A 15935-nucleotide genomic window follows, 5' to 3' on the forward strand; every position below is an offset into this window, starting at 1 on the left:
TCGCTTTCTTTAGGCGGGGGTCTCCGCCTTTGTCTTCGCTGCGGCCTTGGGCTTGGTCGCCGTCTTTGCAGTCGACTTGGCCTTGGCCGCGGGTTTGGTTGTCGTCTTCTTGGGTGCCGCTTGCTTCGCTGGCGCCTTCTTGGCGCCGGCGGACCGCGACGAGGATTTCCTGGCGCCGGAAGCGCCGCCCTTGGCGGCGATCAGTTCGAGCGCCAGCTCGACCGTCACGTCCTCGGGCTTCAACTCTTTGGGCAGCGTTGCGTTCACCTTGCCCTGATTCACATAAGGGCCATAGCGACCGGCGCGAACCGAGATGGTGCCGGCATCGTGCTCGAAGGTTTTGATCGCCGCCGGGGTACCGCCGCCGCCGCGACCGAACCGTCCGCCGCCTGCCGCCTTCTGGGCGAGCAGATCAACAGCGCGGTTGAGCCCGACCGTGAACACCTCTTCGACCTCGGGAAGGTTGGCATAGGTGCCATCGTGGAGGATGAACGGCCCATAGCGACCGATGCCGGCGCTGATCGGCTTGCCGGTCTCCGGGTGGTCGCCGACCGGACGGGGCAGCGACAGCAGCTGCAGCGCTTTCTCAAGCGTCAGGCTGTCGGGCGTCCAACCCTTGGGCAGGGACGAGCGTTTCGGCTCGGCGCCCTCGCCCAGCTGCACATATGGACCGAAACGGCCCGACTTCAAGGCCACCTCGAGGCCGCTCTCGGGATCGGTGCCGAGGATGCCGTCGCCGGTGCCGGCCTCGCTGGCGCCGCCGGTCGCGGCGTCGGAAAGCTGCATGGTGTAGCGGCACTCGGGGTAATTCGAGCAACCGATGAAGGCGCCGAACTTGCCCAGCTTCAGCGATAGCTGGCCTTCGCCGCAGTTCGGGCAGCGGCGCGGATCGGAACCGTCGGCCTTGGCCGGGAAGATATGATCGGCCAGCACCTCGTTGAGGGCATCGAGCACCTCGGAGACCCGGAGGTCCTTGATCTCTTCGACATGACCCTGGAAGTCCTTCCAGAAGTCGCGCAGCACGTCCTTCCAGGCGAGCTTGCCGTCTGAAATCAGGTCGAGCTGTTCCTCGAGGCTGGCGGTGAAGCCATACTCGACATAGCGATTGAAGAAGCTCTCGAGAAAGGCCGTGACGATGCGACCACGATCCTCGGGGATCAGCATGCGCTTTTCGAGCCGCACGTAGCTGCGGTCCTGCAGCACCGAGATCGTCGCGGCGTAGGTGGACGGGCGGCCGATGCCGATCTCTTCCATCTTCTTGATCAGGCTGGCTTCTGAATAGCGCGGCGGCGGCTGCGTGAAGTGTTGCTCGATCAGCGCCTGTTCCAGCTTCGGCCGGTCGCCCACATTGAGCGGCGGCAACTCGCGGCTATCCTCGTCTTCTTCGGCGTTGGGATCGCGATCTTCCTTGGCTTCGACGCCGTAGAGCGCGAGGAAGCCGGGGAAGGTAACGACGGAGCCGACGGCGCGCAGCGTGATGTCGCGGCTGGTGGCGAACACCGAGATATCGGCCGTCGTGCGCTCGATTTCGGCCGAACGCATCTGGCTGGCGAGCGTGCGCTTCCAGATGAGCTCATAGAGGCGGTGCTTGTCCGGGTCGCCGCGCAGTGTGTCGGGGTGACGGAACATGTCGGTGGGGCGGATGGCCTCGTGCGCTTCCTGCGCGTTCTTGGCCTTGGTCGAATAGATGCGGGCCTTCTCGGGCAGGTAGTCGGCGCCAAAGTTCTTCACGATGGCGCGACGGGCCTGGTCGATGCCTTCCGGCGCCATCTGCACGGCGTCGGTTCGCATATAGGTGATGATGCCGTCCTCATAGAGGCGCTGCGCGATCTGCATGGTGCGCGCCGGAGCAAAGCCGAGACGCGAGGACGCATCCTGCTGCAGGCTCGAGGTGCTGAACGGTGCATAGGGATTGCGCTTGGTGGGCTTCTTGTCGACGGCGGTAACGGAGAACGTGCCGGCTTCGATTGCGGCCTTCAGCGCCTCGGCCTCGGGGCCGGTGCCCACGTCGAGCTTGTCGGTCCTCTTGCCGTCCACCGAATAGAGCCGCGCCTCGAAGCTGCGGCCCTTCTCGTTGAGGCGCGCGCCGACGGACCAGTATTCCTGCGGGCGGAACTTCTCGATCTCGGACTCGCGGTCGCAGACGACACGCAGAGCCACCGACTGCACCCGGCCGGCCGAGCGCGAGCCCGGCAGCTTGCGCCACAGCACGGGGGAAAGGGTGAAGCCGACGAGATAATCAAGGGCGCGACGGGCGAGATAGGCATTGACCAACGGCTCGTCGATGTCGCGCGGATTGCGCATCGCCTCGGTAATCGCGTCCTTGGTGATGGCGTTGAAGACGACGCGCCTGACCGGTTTGTCCTTGACCAGCTTCTTCTGCTTGAGCACGTCGAGCACGTGCCACGAGATCGCTTCGCCTTCGCGGTCCGGGTCGGTAGCAAGGATCAGCTCGTCGGCATTCTTCAGCGCATTGCCGATATCGGTGAGGCGTTTCTTCGACGCAGCATCGACTTCCCAGCTCATCGCGAAGTCTTCGTCGGGCAGCACCGAACCGTCTTTGGCGGGCAGATCGCGAACGTGACCGAAGCTCGCGAGGACCTCATAGTCCTTGCCAAGATAGCCGCTGATCGTCTTGATCTTATTGGGACTTTCAACGATGACGAGCTTCATGAACAAGCTTTCAGGAGTGGCGTTCGAACGCGGCGCAACATGGTGAAGCGTCTAAGGGCTGTCAACCAGCCCGGAGGCGCCGCGCGGCATTCCCCCTATGGGGGAAGAAAGTTGGGTGACAACGCGGTGCGCGACAGAATGGGCGGGGCCGCGCCCATCACCCCGCGGCAATCATCTCGGGGGTCGGATCGGTCAGGGACGAAGCGCCACCAACTGGCCGCTTGACCACTCGACCCGCCCCTCGAGGTCGAGCTCCAGCAGCAGGGTCTGCACGCGGCTGATGGTGATGCCGGTGGACTTGATCACGTCGTCGACCGGGATCGGCGTGAGGCTCAGTGCTTCGATCAGACGGGCGCGCTCATCGCTCGACGGTGCCGCCGCCTCAGCCACCTCGCGCTCGGGCAGCCAGTCGGGCTCGAACAGGCTGCTGCGCGACGGGTCGGCTTCGCGCAGCGTCTCGATGATATCGGCGGCGCCGGTGATCAGCTTGGCGCCCTGCTGGATCAGCGCATTGCCGCCTTCGGCACGCGGATCGAGCGGTGAGCCGGGGACGGCGAAGACTTCGCGATTCTGTTCCAGCGCCAGCCGGGCGGTGATCAGCGAGCCGGAGCGCTTCGCCGCCTCGACGACCACCGTGCCGAGCGAGAGGCCGGAGACGAGGCGGTTGCGGCGCGGGAAGTCGCGCGCCCGCGGCTCCCAGCCGAGCGGCATCTCGGTGAGCAGCGCACCGCCGTTCTCGACGATCTGGTGCGCCAGCGAGATGTTCTCGCTGGGATAGATATGATTGAGGCCGCCAGCCAGCACCGCCACGGTGCCGGTGCGGAGCGCGGCCCGGTGGGCCGCCGTGTCGATGCCGCGGGCGAGGCCGGAGACCACGGTGTAGCGCGCCCCGCCCAGATCGACCGCCAGCATCTGCGCGAACTTCTGTCCCGCGGTAGAGGCGTTGCGGGCACCGACGATGGCGACGCTGTGCCCCCAGTCGAGATTGTGGCCGCCGGCGATGGTGACCAGCGGTGGCGCGCCGGAGATATAGCGGAGCAGCGGCGGGTAGTCGGGTTCGCTCGAGCCGACGAAACGGCCACCGAGCCGCTCGGTCGCGACGATCTCATCCTCGGCCTCTGCAATCGAGGGAATGCGGGCCGGGGTGCCAAGGCGCTTGAGCAGGTCAGGCAGGCCGGCCAATGCGGCTTCGGCCGAGCCTTCGCGGTTGATCAACTGGCGGAAGGTCTGCGGCCCGATATTGTCGGTGCGGATGAGCCGCAGCCACGCAGTGCGTTGCGACGGCGTCAGTACGATGCCGTCACGCGCCATAGCTCAGGCCTTGGGCTTTTCCGAGCCGATCTTTGGCTCCGTGCCGTTCCACAGCCGGCGGATGTTCTGCCAGTGCTTGAAATACAGCACGAAGCTGAGCAGCGCGCAGGCAGCGGCGAAGGTGAACCCTTGCATGTCGGTGCCGGCAAGGGTGTAGGCGAAGATCGGGGCCGTCGCGGCGGCAGTGAGCGCTGCGAGCGAGGAGAAACGGCGGGCGACGGCGATCAGCAGCCATACCGCGCAGAAGATCAGCCCGACCACCCAGTTCCAGGCGAGCAAGACGCCGATATAGGTGGCGACACCCTTGCCGCCCTTGAACCCGAGCCAGACCGGAAAGACGTGGCCGAAGAACGCACCGATACCGGCGCCGTAGACGATGAACTCGGCCTGTAACGGCTCGGCGCCAGGCACGAGGAAGTAGCGCGCCAGCAGCACCGCAGCAGCGCCCTTGCCGGCATCGAGCAGCAGCGTGGCGGCAGCGAGCCAGCGGTTGCCGGTGCGCAGTACATTGGTGGCGCCGATATTGCCCGAGCCGACGGCGCGGATGTCGATACCGACGGCGCGCGTCAGCAACAGGCCAAACGAGATCGAGCCGAGGAGATACCCCAGTACAGTCGCGATCAGGAAGTTCATGCGTTGGCCCCCTCAGCGGTAGCAGCATGGCTGAAGACCAGGCGGCCTGCAACGAACGTATGCATCACGGCGCCCTGCATGCGGGCGCCCTCGAAGGCCGAGTTGCGTGAGCGTGAACGCAGCGCCGTCTCCTTGACCACCCAGGGAAACTCTGGATCGAAGATGATCAGGTCGGCCGGCGCCCCGACCGCGAGGCGGCCGGACGCCAGGCCCAGCACTTCGGCCGGCCGGTTGGTCATGGCGCGCAGCAGGGTGATGAGCGGCACGTCGCCGGAGTGCACGAGGCGGAGCGCTGCGGCCAATAGGGTCTCGAGCCCGATGGCGCCGTCCGAGGCCTCGGCGAAGGGCTGGCGCTTCACCTCGGTGTCCTGCGGGTCGTGACCCGAATGGATGGTGTCGATGGCGCCCGAGTTCAGCCCGTCGATGACGGCGCGGCGATCGTCCTCGGAGCGAAGCGGCGGCGACAGCTTGAAGAACGAGCGGTAAGGCGCGACGTCGTTCTCGTTGAGCGAGAGGTTGTTGATCGAGACACCGGCGGAGACAGTGGAGAGCCGCCGCTTGGCCAGCGCCAGCTGCTCCACGGCCGCCTCGGTCGACACCTGCGCCGCGTGATAGCGGACGCCGGTAAGGGCAGCGAGTTGCAGGTCGCGGGCGAGCGGGATGGTCTCGGCTTCGACCGGGATACCCTTGAGGCCGGAGATGGTCGCCAGCGCGCTCTCGTTCATCACACCGTCGCCGATCAGCGAGCGCTCCGCCACGTGGTGGATGACTGGCAGGTCGAAATTGCGGGCATAGGTGAAGGCGGCGCGCAGCAGCCCAGCCGACTGGATCGACTCGCGACCGTCGGTGAGCGCCACCGCACCGGCTTCTTTCAGGAGGCCAAACTCGGTGATCTCCTCGCCCCTGAGACCGCGGGTGATGGCGGCTGCCGGCAGGATGTTGACCGATGCCTTGGCCCCGGCGCGCCGCAGGATGAAATCGACCAGCGCCCCATCGTCGATCACCGGCGTGGTGTCGGGCATCAAGACGAAGCTGGTGACACCGCCGGCTGCAGCGGCCTCAGCCGCGCTGGCGAGAGTCTCGCGGTACTCGTGGCCGGGCTCACCGGTGAACACGCGCATGTCGATGAGGCCAGGCGCGACGACGAGGCCGCGGGCATCATAGGTCTCGGCGCCGTCGGGAATGCCCTGCGGCGCGCCGTTGGTGATGCCGGTGATCCTGCCGTTCTCCAGCAGCACCGCGCCAGGGGCGTCGTGGTTGGTGGCGGGGTCGACGATGCGGGCATTGGCAATGACGATGGGCTTGCTCATTGCGCAGCCTCCCGGTCGGCGAGGAGGGCATCGAGCACGGCCATCCGCACCGCGACACCCATTTCGACCTGCTCGGTGATCACCGAACGCGGACCGTCGGCGATGGCCGGATCGATCTCGACGCCGCGGTTCATCGGGCCGGGGTGCATGACGATGGCATCAGGCTTGGCGTAGCCGAGCTTTTCCTCATCGAGGCCGTAGAAGTGGTAGTACTCGCGCACCGAGGGGATCATCCGCCCATTGGCGCGCTCGTGCTGCAGGCGCAGCATCATCACCACGTCGGCGCCTTCGAGTCCCTGACGCATGTCGGTGAACACTTCGGTCGCCAGCGTCTCGATGCCCCTCGGGAGCAGCGTGCGCGGCGCGACCACCCGGGTGCGGGCCTGCATGGCGCCGAGCAGCAGCAGGTTGGAGCGGGCAACGCGCGAGTTGGCGATGTCGCCGCAGATGGCGACGGTGAGCCCGGCCAGCCGCCCCTTATGCTGGCGCATGGTGAGCGCATCGAGCAGTGCCTGCGTCGGGTGCTCGTGCGCGCCGTCGCCGGCATTGATTACCGAGCAGCCGACCTTCTGGCTGAGCAGCTCCACTGCACCGGACGCGCCGTGGCGCACGATGATCACATCGGGTCGCATGGCGTTGAGCGTCGCCGCCGTATCGATCAGCGTCTCGCCCTTGGCGACCGACGAGGTCTTCACCGACATGTTGGTGACCTGCGCGCCGAGCCGCTTGCCGGCGATCTCGAAGCTCGACTGGGTGCGCGTCGAGTTCTCGAAGAACAGGTTGATCTGTGTCTTGCCCGAGAGCGTCGGCAGGATCTTCCGCTCCTGTCGCGAGATCGGGATCATGGCCTCGGCCCGATCCAGCAGATCAACGATCTCGTACTGGTTGAGCTGGCTGATACCGAGAAGATGACGATGACGGAAAGCGGGTCTCGCGACCCCCTGGCCGCCGGTACCCGATGCTGGCGAGGAAGTAGCCATGCCGCTCCGTTCCGAATGTTCGCGGGGGTCTAACCCGTAGGGTTCGGACTCGCAAGCCGCTCGGTCGATTATCCCCGTCGCAGCCGCCGCTCGAAAACCTTCATGGGCGGCGGAGCCGCTCCAGAGCTCCCTGCAGGATGTAGCTCGCCGCCAGCTTGTCGACCACCTCGGCGCGCTTGTCGCGGCGCATATCCGCCTCGATCAGCGTGCGGGTGACGGCCGCTGTCGAAAGCCGTTCATCCCAGAACACGATGGGGATGGTGATCTTGGCGGCGAGGTTGCGGGCAAAGGCGCGGGTCGACTGGACGCGCGGTCCTTCAGAGCCATCCATGTTGAGCGGCAGCCCCAGCACGATGCCGACTGCGTCGTTCTCCGCGATCAGTTCCTGCAGCCGGATCGCATCCTGGGTGAACTTCAGCCGTCTGATGGTCTCGAGCGGCGTCGCCGAGTAGCGCATGCCGTCCGAAATCGCCACGCCGATCGTCTTGGTGCCGAGGTCGAGGCCCAGCAACTTGCCGGTCGGTGGAAGGGCGGTGAGGTCGTTCTCGGTTGGCATAATCGCGGTCAATCACTATGATTAGGTTTGATTGGAGACGATTGCCATGAGCACCCGAGTCCTGACGGCACATATCCCTGAGGAACTGGCGGAGAAAGTAGACCGCTACGCCGAATCCATGGAGCGCTCCCGAGCCTGGATCGTCAAGCAGGCGCTTTCCAACTGGGTGGACTGGGAGGAACAGAAGCTCCAGATGACGCTTGACGCCTTGGATGCGGCCGACCGCGGCGAACTGGTTGACGACGACGCAGTCAGGTTGTGGATCGAGAGTCTTGACACGGATAACCCGCTGCCGCTGCCGTCGTCGAAGAAATGAGGCTGCTGTGGACTGACGCTGCGCTTGCGGACCTTCGGCGGTTCTACGCGTTCCTGGCCCCCGTAAATCGTAACGCAGCAAAGCGATCTGTTGCCGCTATTCGCGCCGCCGTTGGCAAGGCGATTGAACGACCGCGCATCGGTGAACGCGTCGAGGACGTGAGAGGGCGCGAGGTCAGGAAACTGTACGTCGATCAATTCGAACTCCGCTACGAAGTAACACCGGATTGTATCCGCGTGCTCCGCGTCTGGCACATGCGCGAAGAACGATGAAACTCACCTGGTTCGGTGGCACCACCATCCGCGTTCACATCGGCGGCAAGATCCTGGTGGCTGATCCCACGGGGGTCAGCGGCGTCGATCCGGAGGAGCTGGTGTCGGGCGCCGACGTGACGTTTGCGCTCGATGGCAGCCTGCCCGAGATCGATCCGGTGCTGTGGCAGCCCGGGCGGCCGGGCTCAATGCTCGATGAAGATGTGCTGGGCGAGGTGACGACGCATGGCCTCGCAGGCGGCGCGCTTATCGCCGCCGTCGGCGAGGCCCCGCTGCTGCTGCTGTCCCAGGCTGTGCCCAAGGCTGGGCGCTGGGCTCGTGACGCCGTCATTGTGGTGTTCGGCACCGAGGGCGACCGGCTGGCGGCAGATGCACTCGATGCACTTGGGCCACGGCTGATTGCGGTCGCGGGGCCCGACGCGGTGGTTGAGCGCACGTTCGCGGCGCTGCGCGACCGGCTCGACGGCACGGGGTTGGTGGCGCTCGAGGCCGGCATGGCGTTGGAAGTTTGATGGCGCCCATCAACGCTTTTCGTTGTTCTTCGCGCGCTTCCATTGCTAGAACGCCGGAAATCGTGACCTTCGGAGTGCCCCCATGTCGGTAGATGCCGCCACCGTGAAGCGTATTGGCCGCCTGGCCCGCATTCGCATCGAGGAGGGCGAAGTCGAGACCTATCGCAACGAGCTCAACACCATTCTGGGTTTCGTCGAGCAACTGGGCGAGGTCGATGTGAGCGGTGTCGAGCCGATGACCTCGGTAATGCCGATGACGCTACGCCGCCGCGAGGACAAGGTCACCGATGGCGGCTACCCTGACAAGATCGTCGCCAACGCACCGCTGACGGAAGACAACTTCTTCATGGTGCCCAAGGTCGTCGAGTAACTGATATGACCGTCACCATCGCCGTCGAGACGCCGCTGCAGGATGATGTCCGCGGGCTGGTCGAGGAACTCAACGCGCACCTGCTTCCGCTGTCGCCGCTGGAATTCCAGTTCAAGATGACGGTCGAGCAGATGGCCGGCGCCGACACCACCGTATTCGTGGCGCGCAACGCGGTCGGCGAGGCCGTCGGTTGCGGTGCGTTGAAGGCGATCTCGGCCACCGAGGGCGAGGTGAAGCGCATGTACACCCGTCCGTCGGTGCGCGGTCAGCGGGTGGGCTCGGCGCTCTTGGCGGCGATCACCGAACTGGCGGGTTCCAAGGGTATCTCGCACCTGATGCTCGAGACCGGCACCGGCCCGGGCATGTCGGAAGCGCACCGGCTCTACACCAATGCGGGTTTCACCGTGCGCGGGCCGTTCCTCGATTATCCCGACAGTGAATGGTCGGCCTTCTTCGAGAAGCACATCGGGCAACCCGCCGTCGCCTGATCCGATGCGCGTTCCGAATGTTGCGGTAATCGCTACGCCGCTATAGGAACGGCGGTCGACATTCCCCCGCGTCCTTTCCCCGCGAGCCAAGCCTTTGACCGACCTTACCCGCCTGACCCTCGCTGCCGCCCGTGCTGGCCTTAAGGCCAGGGAGTTCACCTCGAGCGAACTCACCGGCGCCTACCTGAACGCCATTGAGGGCGGCAACGCCAAGCTCAACGCCTATGTAGCGGTGACTGCCGAGCAGGCCCAGGCGCAGGCCAAGGCGAGTGATGCCAAGCTCGCGGCCGGGCAGGGCGGTCCGCTCGAGGGCATTCCGCTCGGCATCAAGGACCTGTTCGCCACCAAGGGTGTGCACACGCAGGCGGCGAGCCACATCCTCGACAGCTTCAAGCCGGAATACGAATCGAGCGTCACCAGCAACCTGTGGCGCGATGGCGCCGTGATGCTGGGCAAGCTCAACATGGATGAGTTCGCCATGGGTTCGTCCAACGAGACGAGCTACTACGGCCCGGTGATCAACCCGTGGCGGGCGAACAACTCCAACGCGCAACTGGTGCCCGGTGGTTCGTCCGGCGGCTCGGCGGCGGCGGTTTCGGGGTGGCTCTGCGCCGCGGCGACGGCCACCGATACCGGCGGCTCGATCCGCCAGCCGGCGGCGCTGACCGGCACCGTCGGCATCAAGCCGACCTATGGCCGCTGCTCGCGCTGGGGTGTGGTGGCGTTCGCCTCCTCGCTCGACCAGGCCGGACCGATCGCCCGCACCGTTGAGGACGCGGCGATCATGATGACCTCGATGTCGGGGTTCGATTCGAGGGATTCGACCAGCGTCGACCTCGCCGTGCCGGATTTCGCGGCGGCGGTGGAGCGCGGCGTCAAGGGTCTCGTCATCGGCATTCCGCGCGAGTATCGCATGGACGGCATGCCTGCCGAGATCGAGGCGCTGTGGCAGCAGGGCATCGCCTGGCTGAAGGCCGAGGGCGCGACGGTGCGCGACATCTCGCTGCCGCACACCAAATATGCGCTGCCCGCCTACTACATCGTGGCGCCGGCCGAGGCCTCCTCGAACCTTGCCCGCTATGATGGGGTGAAATACGGCCTGCGTGACACCGGCAAGGACATCACCGACCTCTACGAGCTGACCCGCGCCGACGGCTTCGGCCGCGAGGTGAAGCGCCGCATCATGATCGGCACCTATGTGCTGTCGGCTGGCTATTATGACGCCTACTACGTCCAGGCGCAGAAGGTCCGCACACTGATCAAGCGCGATTTCGAGATCGTCTTCAACGACGGCGTCGACGCCATCCTGACCCCGGCGACACCGTCGGCGGCATTCGGTATCGGCGACGAGGACATGAAGGCCGATCCGGTCAAGATGTACCTCAACGACGTGTTCACGGTGACCGTGAACATGGCCGGCCTGCCGGGAATCGCGGTGCCGGCCGGCAAGGACGGCGCGGGCCTGCCGCTCGGATTGCAGCTGATCGGCAAGCCGTTCGACGAGGAAACGCTGTTCGCCGCGGGCCGCGTCATCGAGCGTTCGGCCGGCATCGACTTCAGCCCTGACAAGTGGTGGTGATCGGAAACCGCTTGAACCATAGCGGTTTCGGCACTATTTGCCGCCCATGCGCAAATTGAGACTTGTCGAACTCCCGGCCAAACCGGTGGTTTCGTTTCAGAGGATTGGCTCCATGGCCGATGTGTTCACGACCCTAGACTGGTCGGCCCCGCCCAAGGATATGTCCAAGCCCCTGCAGGCTTTGTGGTGGATGAAGAAGGGCGAGCTGCGCGTCGGCCCCGAGTGGGAAGAAGCGCATCGTATCGTCCAGGCGATGGAAGGCACCTTCGAGTTCGACTGGGTGCATGCGCTGCTGCACTGGATCGAAGCCGACATGGGCAATGCCGACTACTGGTATCGCCGCGCCGGCCGCAAGCGAGCCACCGCCAGCGTTTCCGCCGAGTGGGAACACATCGCCCGCGAACTGAGCGGCGTCACGCAGCACTAAGCGCGACAGACGACGGCCCCATTGCAGGAGAGCCCCGGAGCTGATCCGGGGCTCTCTGCGTATTCAGCGGTTGTCGAACTCGCTGCGGGCGAGCTCGAGGCCGCGTCTGGTGATGCGGTAGGGATGCCCATTGCTGGAGGCGATCGCCTTCTTGGCCCTTAGCTTCTTGAACAGCGGGAGGCTGCATTGCTGCATCAGCCAGCCATCGCGGTTGAAACACTCGACGCCGATGAGTTTGCCATTGTCGGATTTGAGCGCGACGATCTTGCCGCCCTGTGCGAGGACGTGCAGCACCCGCTGCTCGTGGCGGGAAATATCCATGAGAAATCTAGCCTGAGGATGCGTGGAAAAGGGCCGCAGCCAGCATCTCGCCTGGCAGCTGCCTGGTTCCAGAAACCCCGTCGCAGACACATCGCCGGCCCAAAGGGCTCAGCGGGCGGACGGGGTATTACGCAATCTCAACTTTGCTAGACATAGGGCAGTCCACTTTTTGACGGCGCCGCGATATCGCCGAGCCGCTGAACGGCGGATGAATAGCCGCACAACGGCGCCTAGACCAGTGGTCGGTTGCAAACAGTGGCGCGGCGGTGCAAACCAGCAACTCTTTCCTTATCCGCCGAGTGCCTCCCGTGACCAAAGCCCCCGCCGAATGCCAGACCAAGGAAGATGTGCGCGCCGAGATCGACCGGATCGATCAGGCCCTCTTAAGCCTGCTCGCCGAGCGGCACGGCTATGTGACGCGCATGGCGGAGATCAAGACCGACCCGCACGAGGCCTATGACCCGACCCGCATCGAGGCGATTATCGCCAAGCAGCGCCAGCGCGCCGAGGAGCTCGACCTCGACGAGGATCAGGCGGAGTTGATCTGGCGCACGCTGATCAACTGGAATGTGAACTACGAAAAGGGCATTATCGCTGCACGCAAGCGCCACGGCTGAGATAGCGTGGGCGGAGTGGAGGCTTCGATGACGTCGCCGGAGATCACGATCCGCAAGGCTGTGGCGAGCGAGGCAGAACGTCTTGCCGACATCGCGCTGCTCGCGTGGGAACGCGACCTGCAGCCCTTCCTCAGCGGTGAGGCGGCAAGCCGGGCGAACGAGAAGCGCCGGCTCGGTATCGCCGTGCACGAGCTGCTCGATCGCACGATCGTTGCTGAAATCGACGGCTCGCCGGTCGGCTGGTGCGCCCGGGCGCGCAGCCGTCCCTATATTCCCTACCTGTTCGTCACGCCGTCGCTGCAGAACCAGGGCATCGGCACGCTGCTGCTCCGCCGCATGGAATCGATCATCGAGCTCGAGGGCGCCGACAAGGTGCAGCTCGATACGCTGAGCGACAATGTGCGGGCGGTGAACTTCTACCAGCATCAGGGCTACCGCATCCTGGTGCTGAAGCGCGAAGGCGCCACTGGCAGTGACCCGCAAACCAGCGTCCGGCTGGAAAAACGCCTCTCCCCCTATCGTGGTCCGCTGAACGACGACGAATGAGGCGGATCCTGCTGACCGGGATGTCAGCCACCGGCAAATCGACCATCACGGCGGCAATTGCCGCCCGCGGCTACAAGGCTGTCGATCTCGATTCCGATGCCTGGTCGCACTGGGTCGACGTCGTCGAGGATAACGCGCCGGGAACGCCGGTCGAGGCCGGACGCGACTGGGTCTGGCGCGACGACCGCGTCGGAAAGCTGCTGGCGGAGGAGGGCGCCGACATCCTGGTGATCAGCGGCTGTTCGCCCAACCAGGGGCAGTTCTACCCGCAACTCGATGCAGTGGTGCTGCTGAGCGCGCCCGAGCCCGTCGTGGCGATGCGGCTCGCGGCCCGAACGGGCAACAGTTACGGCAAAGGTGTGGGTGAGACGGAGCGTGTTCTCGAACTGATCCGTGAGGTGGAGCCGATCCTGCGGGATGGTGCGACTCACGAGATCGATACCAGCGGCGCCTTCGACGACGTGCTGGACGCCGTGCTCCGCGTCGTCGATCCGCGCTCGTGACGGTTCGGAGAGCCGGTTCCGGGCAATCGCAGAGCCATCGCGCTCTGTCAGCGGCATGGATTTGCCGAAGTTTGGCGCGCAGAGAAGTTTTCTGCAGCGCTCGGCTATGCCATAGACAAAGTCGGAATGAACAAGAGCCTTAGCCCATGACCCTTATCGATACTCGCACGCCCAACCCCAAGAGCTTCATCCAGGGAGCAACCGGGGACTGGGAGATCGTCATCGGCATGGAAGTGCATGCGCAGGTGACCTCGGAGAGCAAGCTGTTCTCGGGCTCGTCGACCGAATTTGGCTCGCCGCCGAACTCCAATGTCAGCTTCGTCGACGCGGCGATGCCCGGCATGCTGCCGGTGATCAACGACGAGTGCGTGCGTCAGGCGGTGCGGACGGGGCTCGGGCTGAAGGCCAAGATCAACAAGCGCTCGATCTTCGACCGGAAAAACTACTTCTATCCGGACCTGCCGCAGGGCTACCAGATTTCCCAGTTCAAGGACCCGATCGTCGGCGAGGGCTCGGTGTTCCTCGACATGGGCGGCGAGCGGATCGAGATCGGCATCGAACGGCTGCACCTCGAGCAGGATGCCGGCAAGTCGATCCACGACCAGCACCCTTCCATGAGCTTCGTCGACCTGAACCGCTCGGGCGTGGCGCTGATGGAGATCGTTTCGAAGCCTGACCTGCGCAACTCGGAAGAGGCCAAGATCTACCTCGGCAAGCTGCGCAGCATCCTGCGCTACCTCGGCACCTGCGATGGCAACATGGAGCAGGGCTCGATGCGCGCCGACATCAACGTCTCGGTGCGCAAGCCCGGCGGCGAGTTTGGCACGCGCTGCGAGATCAAGAACGTCAACTCGATCCGCTTCGCCGGCCAGGCCATCGAGTTCGAGGCGCGCCGCCAGATCGATATCCTCGAGGCCGGCGGCTCGATCGACCAGGAGACTCGGCTCTACGACCCCAAGACCGGCGAGACGCGCTCGATGCGTTCGAAGGAAGAAGCGCACGACTACCGCTACTTCCCCGATCCGGACCTGCTGCCGCTGGAGTTCGACCAGGCCTTCATCGACGATCTGGCGCAGCATTTGCCGGAACTGCCCGATGAGAAGGAAGCGCGCTTCGTTTCCGAGTACGGCGTGACGCCCTACGACGCGATGGTGCTGACACTGGAGCGCGAGACGGCCGACTATTACGAGGCCGCGGTGAAGTTCGGCAGCACCAAACGCGACGGCAAGGCGGTGGCCAACCTCGTCACCGGCGATATCGCAGCCTATGCCAACAGCCAGGGTCTCTCGGCCTTTGAGACGCATATCAAGCCATATCAGATCGCCGGCATCGTCGATCTCGTGGCAGCCGGGACCATTTCGTCCAAGGGCGCCAAGGACCTGCTGCAGGTGATCATCGCCGAGGAGCCCGAGGGCGAGCCGGCCGATCTCGTCGAGCGGCGCGGCATGAAGCAGGTGACCGACCTCGGCGCCATCGAGAAGGTGGTCGACGAGATCATCGCCGCCAACCCGGACCAGGTGGCCAAGGTACAGGCGAAGCCCACTTTGATCGGCTGGTTCGTCGGACAGGCGATGAAGGCCTCGGGTGGCAAGGCCAACCCGCAGGCGCTGAACGAGATTCTGAAAAGGAAACTCGGGCTCGAATAGGAGGGGCGATGGCTAGCGGATACTGGGTCGTCAATCTCGAGGTCACCGACCCCGAGGTCTATAAGCAGTATCAGGCGTTCGTTCGGCCCTTCCTCGCCGCCAATGACGGCCGGTTCATCGTCCGTGGCGGTCAGCAAAGCGTCGTCGAGGGCACGGTCGGGCCTCGCGTCGTGGTTGTCGAGTTCCCCAGCTACGAGCACGCGCTGCGTGCCTACCACTCCCAGGAATACCAGCAGGGCATGCAGGCCCGCCTCGGCGCGAGTTCCGCCAATTTCGCCATCGTCGAAGGGTTTGACGGCTGATCCGCTGTGGGATCGCTACGAAGCCGTTTCGGAACCCTCGCCGTCGCAGACCGTTGACGAAAACCACCCCGTCTACGGAGGCAGCCATGTCGGTGCTCAATCGTGTTCTGTTCAATGTCCTCTGCAAGGACCTCGCTGACAGCACCAGGTTCTACAAGGAGCTGTTCGGGCTCGAGACGATCTATGACAGCGACTGGTTCGTCGTGCTCACCCCCAAGGGCCAGGCGAACGTCCAGATTGGGCTGATCGACCAGATGAGCCAGTTCACGCCGCGCCATGCCTGGGGCATGCACGAGGGAACCTACCTCACCTTCGAGGTCGATGACGTGTTCGAGGTGCTCGACCGCGCCCGGGCCATGGGCGCCGACGTGGTGTCGGAGGCTATTGCGCTGGACTATGGCCAGACCCGCGGGCTGATCCGCGACCTCAACGGCATGGTGATCGATGTGTCGACGCCAACCGCGCAACTCGCCATGCGCGAGGACGTGGTCATCGAGGACGTCGGTCGCGATACCGCCATCGACCAGCAGCAACCTGGAGACCGCGACGCCATCTCCAGGCCGGTCTGGTAGC

General features: G+C 65.1%; 20 protein-coding genes. 13 read left to right on the top strand and 7 right to left on the bottom strand.

Going from position 1 to position 15935, the window contains the following annotated elements; all coding sequences use genetic code 11:
• Positions 1-9: 9 nt before the first annotated feature.
• The 6 genes from topA to ruvX all read right to left on the bottom strand — a co-directional run bounded on the left by topA (position 10) and on the right by ruvX (position 7463).
• A complete protein-coding gene (topA, locus tag ASC89_RS06660) occupies positions 10-2673 on the bottom strand; it encodes a type I DNA topoisomerase (RefSeq protein ID WP_055996023.1) in 2664 nt (887 codons plus the stop codon).
• Between the two features lie 192 nt (positions 2674-2865).
• Complete coding sequence (gene dprA, locus ASC89_RS06665) at positions 2866-3984, bottom strand: DNA-processing protein DprA (protein WP_055996026.1); 1119 nt, start codon at positions 3982-3984, stop codon at positions 2866-2868.
• Positions 3985-3987: 3 nt separating this feature from the next.
• Positions 3988-4617, bottom strand: a complete 630-nt coding sequence (gene plsY, locus ASC89_RS06670; RefSeq protein WP_055996029.1) for a glycerol-3-phosphate 1-O-acyltransferase PlsY — start codon at positions 4615-4617, stop codon at positions 3988-3990.
• Positions 4614-5927, bottom strand: coding sequence for a dihydroorotase (pyrC, locus tag ASC89_RS06675; protein WP_055996032.1), 1314 nt, complete (start codon positions 5925-5927; stop codon positions 4614-4616). The genes plsY and pyrC overlap by 4 nt, the downstream gene beginning before the upstream one ends.
• A complete protein-coding gene (locus tag ASC89_RS06680; RefSeq protein ID WP_055996035.1) occupies positions 5924-6907 on the bottom strand; it encodes an aspartate carbamoyltransferase catalytic subunit in 984 nt (327 codons plus the stop codon). Before ASC89_RS06680 ends, pyrC begins: the two co-directional genes overlap by 4 nt.
• Positions 6908-7007: 100 nt before the next feature.
• Positions 7008-7463 carry a Holliday junction resolvase RuvX gene (ruvX, locus tag ASC89_RS06685; protein WP_055996037.1) on the bottom strand — a complete coding sequence of 152 codons (456 nt, stop codon included), beginning with the start codon at positions 7461-7463 and terminating at the stop codon, positions 7008-7010.
• A gap of 46 nt (positions 7464-7509) precedes the next feature.
• Between ruvX and ASC89_RS06690 the strand changes: the two genes are divergently transcribed.
• From ASC89_RS06690 to ASC89_RS06720, 7 genes are all read left to right on the top strand, one after another.
• A complete protein-coding gene (locus ASC89_RS06690; RefSeq protein WP_055996039.1) occupies positions 7510-7779 on the top strand; it encodes a CopG family ribbon-helix-helix protein in 270 nt (89 codons plus the stop codon).
• Positions 7776-8051 (top strand): type II toxin-antitoxin system RelE/ParE family toxin, encoded by a 276-nt coding sequence (locus ASC89_RS06695; protein ID WP_055996042.1) that lies wholly within the window; start codon positions 7776-7778, stop codon positions 8049-8051. The genes ASC89_RS06690 and ASC89_RS06695 overlap by 4 nt, the downstream gene beginning before the upstream one ends.
• Positions 8048-8563, top strand: coding sequence for a hypothetical protein (locus tag ASC89_RS06700; protein WP_055996045.1), 516 nt, complete (start codon positions 8048-8050; stop codon positions 8561-8563). Before ASC89_RS06695 ends, ASC89_RS06700 begins: the two co-directional genes overlap by 4 nt.
• Positions 8564-8645: 82 nt before the next feature.
• A complete protein-coding gene (gatC, locus tag ASC89_RS06705) occupies positions 8646-8933 on the top strand; it encodes an Asp-tRNA(Asn)/Glu-tRNA(Gln) amidotransferase subunit GatC (RefSeq protein WP_055996048.1) in 288 nt (95 codons plus the stop codon).
• Positions 8934-8938: 5 nt separating this feature from the next.
• The gene (locus ASC89_RS06710; protein WP_055996051.1) at positions 8939-9421 is read left to right on the top strand and encodes a GNAT family N-acetyltransferase; all 483 of its coding nucleotides are present in this window, start codon (positions 8939-8941) and stop codon (positions 9419-9421) included.
• 94 nt (positions 9422-9515) lie between these two features.
• A complete protein-coding gene (gene gatA / locus ASC89_RS06715) occupies positions 9516-11000 on the top strand; it encodes an Asp-tRNA(Asn)/Glu-tRNA(Gln) amidotransferase subunit GatA (protein ID WP_055996054.1) in 1485 nt (494 codons plus the stop codon).
• A gap of 112 nt (positions 11001-11112) precedes the next feature.
• A complete protein-coding gene (locus tag ASC89_RS06720) occupies positions 11113-11427 on the top strand; it encodes a hypothetical protein (RefSeq protein ID WP_055878186.1) in 315 nt (104 codons plus the stop codon).
• A gap of 63 nt (positions 11428-11490) precedes the next feature.
• Here the strand turns inward: ASC89_RS06720 and ASC89_RS06725 are convergent, their stop codons facing one another.
• A complete protein-coding gene (locus tag ASC89_RS06725) occupies positions 11491-11748 on the bottom strand; it encodes a YjhX family toxin (RefSeq protein WP_055878184.1) in 258 nt (85 codons plus the stop codon).
• A 308-nt stretch (positions 11749-12056) separates the two neighbouring features.
• Here ASC89_RS06725 and ASC89_RS06730 point away from each other — a divergent pair, with 308 nt between their 5' ends.
• From ASC89_RS06730 to ASC89_RS06755, 6 genes are all read left to right on the top strand, one after another.
• A complete protein-coding gene (locus ASC89_RS06730) occupies positions 12057-12365 on the top strand; it encodes a chorismate mutase (RefSeq protein WP_055878182.1) in 309 nt (102 codons plus the stop codon).
• Positions 12366-12392: 27 nt separating this feature from the next.
• Positions 12393-12911 (top strand): GNAT family N-acetyltransferase, encoded by a 519-nt coding sequence (locus ASC89_RS06735; protein ID WP_055878180.1) that lies wholly within the window; start codon positions 12393-12395, stop codon positions 12909-12911.
• Positions 12908-13414: an AAA family ATPase gene (locus tag ASC89_RS06740; protein ID WP_055996057.1), complete on the top strand. Its 507-nt coding sequence runs from the start codon at positions 12908-12910 to the stop codon at positions 13412-13414. The genes ASC89_RS06735 and ASC89_RS06740 overlap by 4 nt, the downstream gene beginning before the upstream one ends.
• A 146-nt stretch (positions 13415-13560) precedes the next feature.
• Positions 13561-15060, top strand: coding sequence for an Asp-tRNA(Asn)/Glu-tRNA(Gln) amidotransferase subunit GatB (gene gatB / locus ASC89_RS06745; protein ID WP_055996060.1), 1500 nt, complete (start codon positions 13561-13563; stop codon positions 15058-15060).
• A gap of 8 nt (positions 15061-15068) precedes the next feature.
• On the top strand, positions 15069-15362 hold the full coding sequence (locus ASC89_RS06750) for a DUF1330 domain-containing protein (protein WP_055878176.1): 294 nt from the start codon (positions 15069-15071) through the stop codon (positions 15360-15362).
• Positions 15363-15448: 86 nt separating this feature from the next.
• Positions 15449-15934 (top strand): VOC family protein, encoded by a 486-nt coding sequence (locus ASC89_RS06755; RefSeq protein ID WP_055878173.1) that lies wholly within the window; start codon positions 15449-15451, stop codon positions 15932-15934.
• Position 15935 lies beyond the last annotated feature (1 nt).

Source organism: Devosia sp. Root413D1, assembly GCF_001425235.1.
Lineage (GTDB): Bacteria > Pseudomonadota > Alphaproteobacteria > Rhizobiales > Devosiaceae > Devosia_A.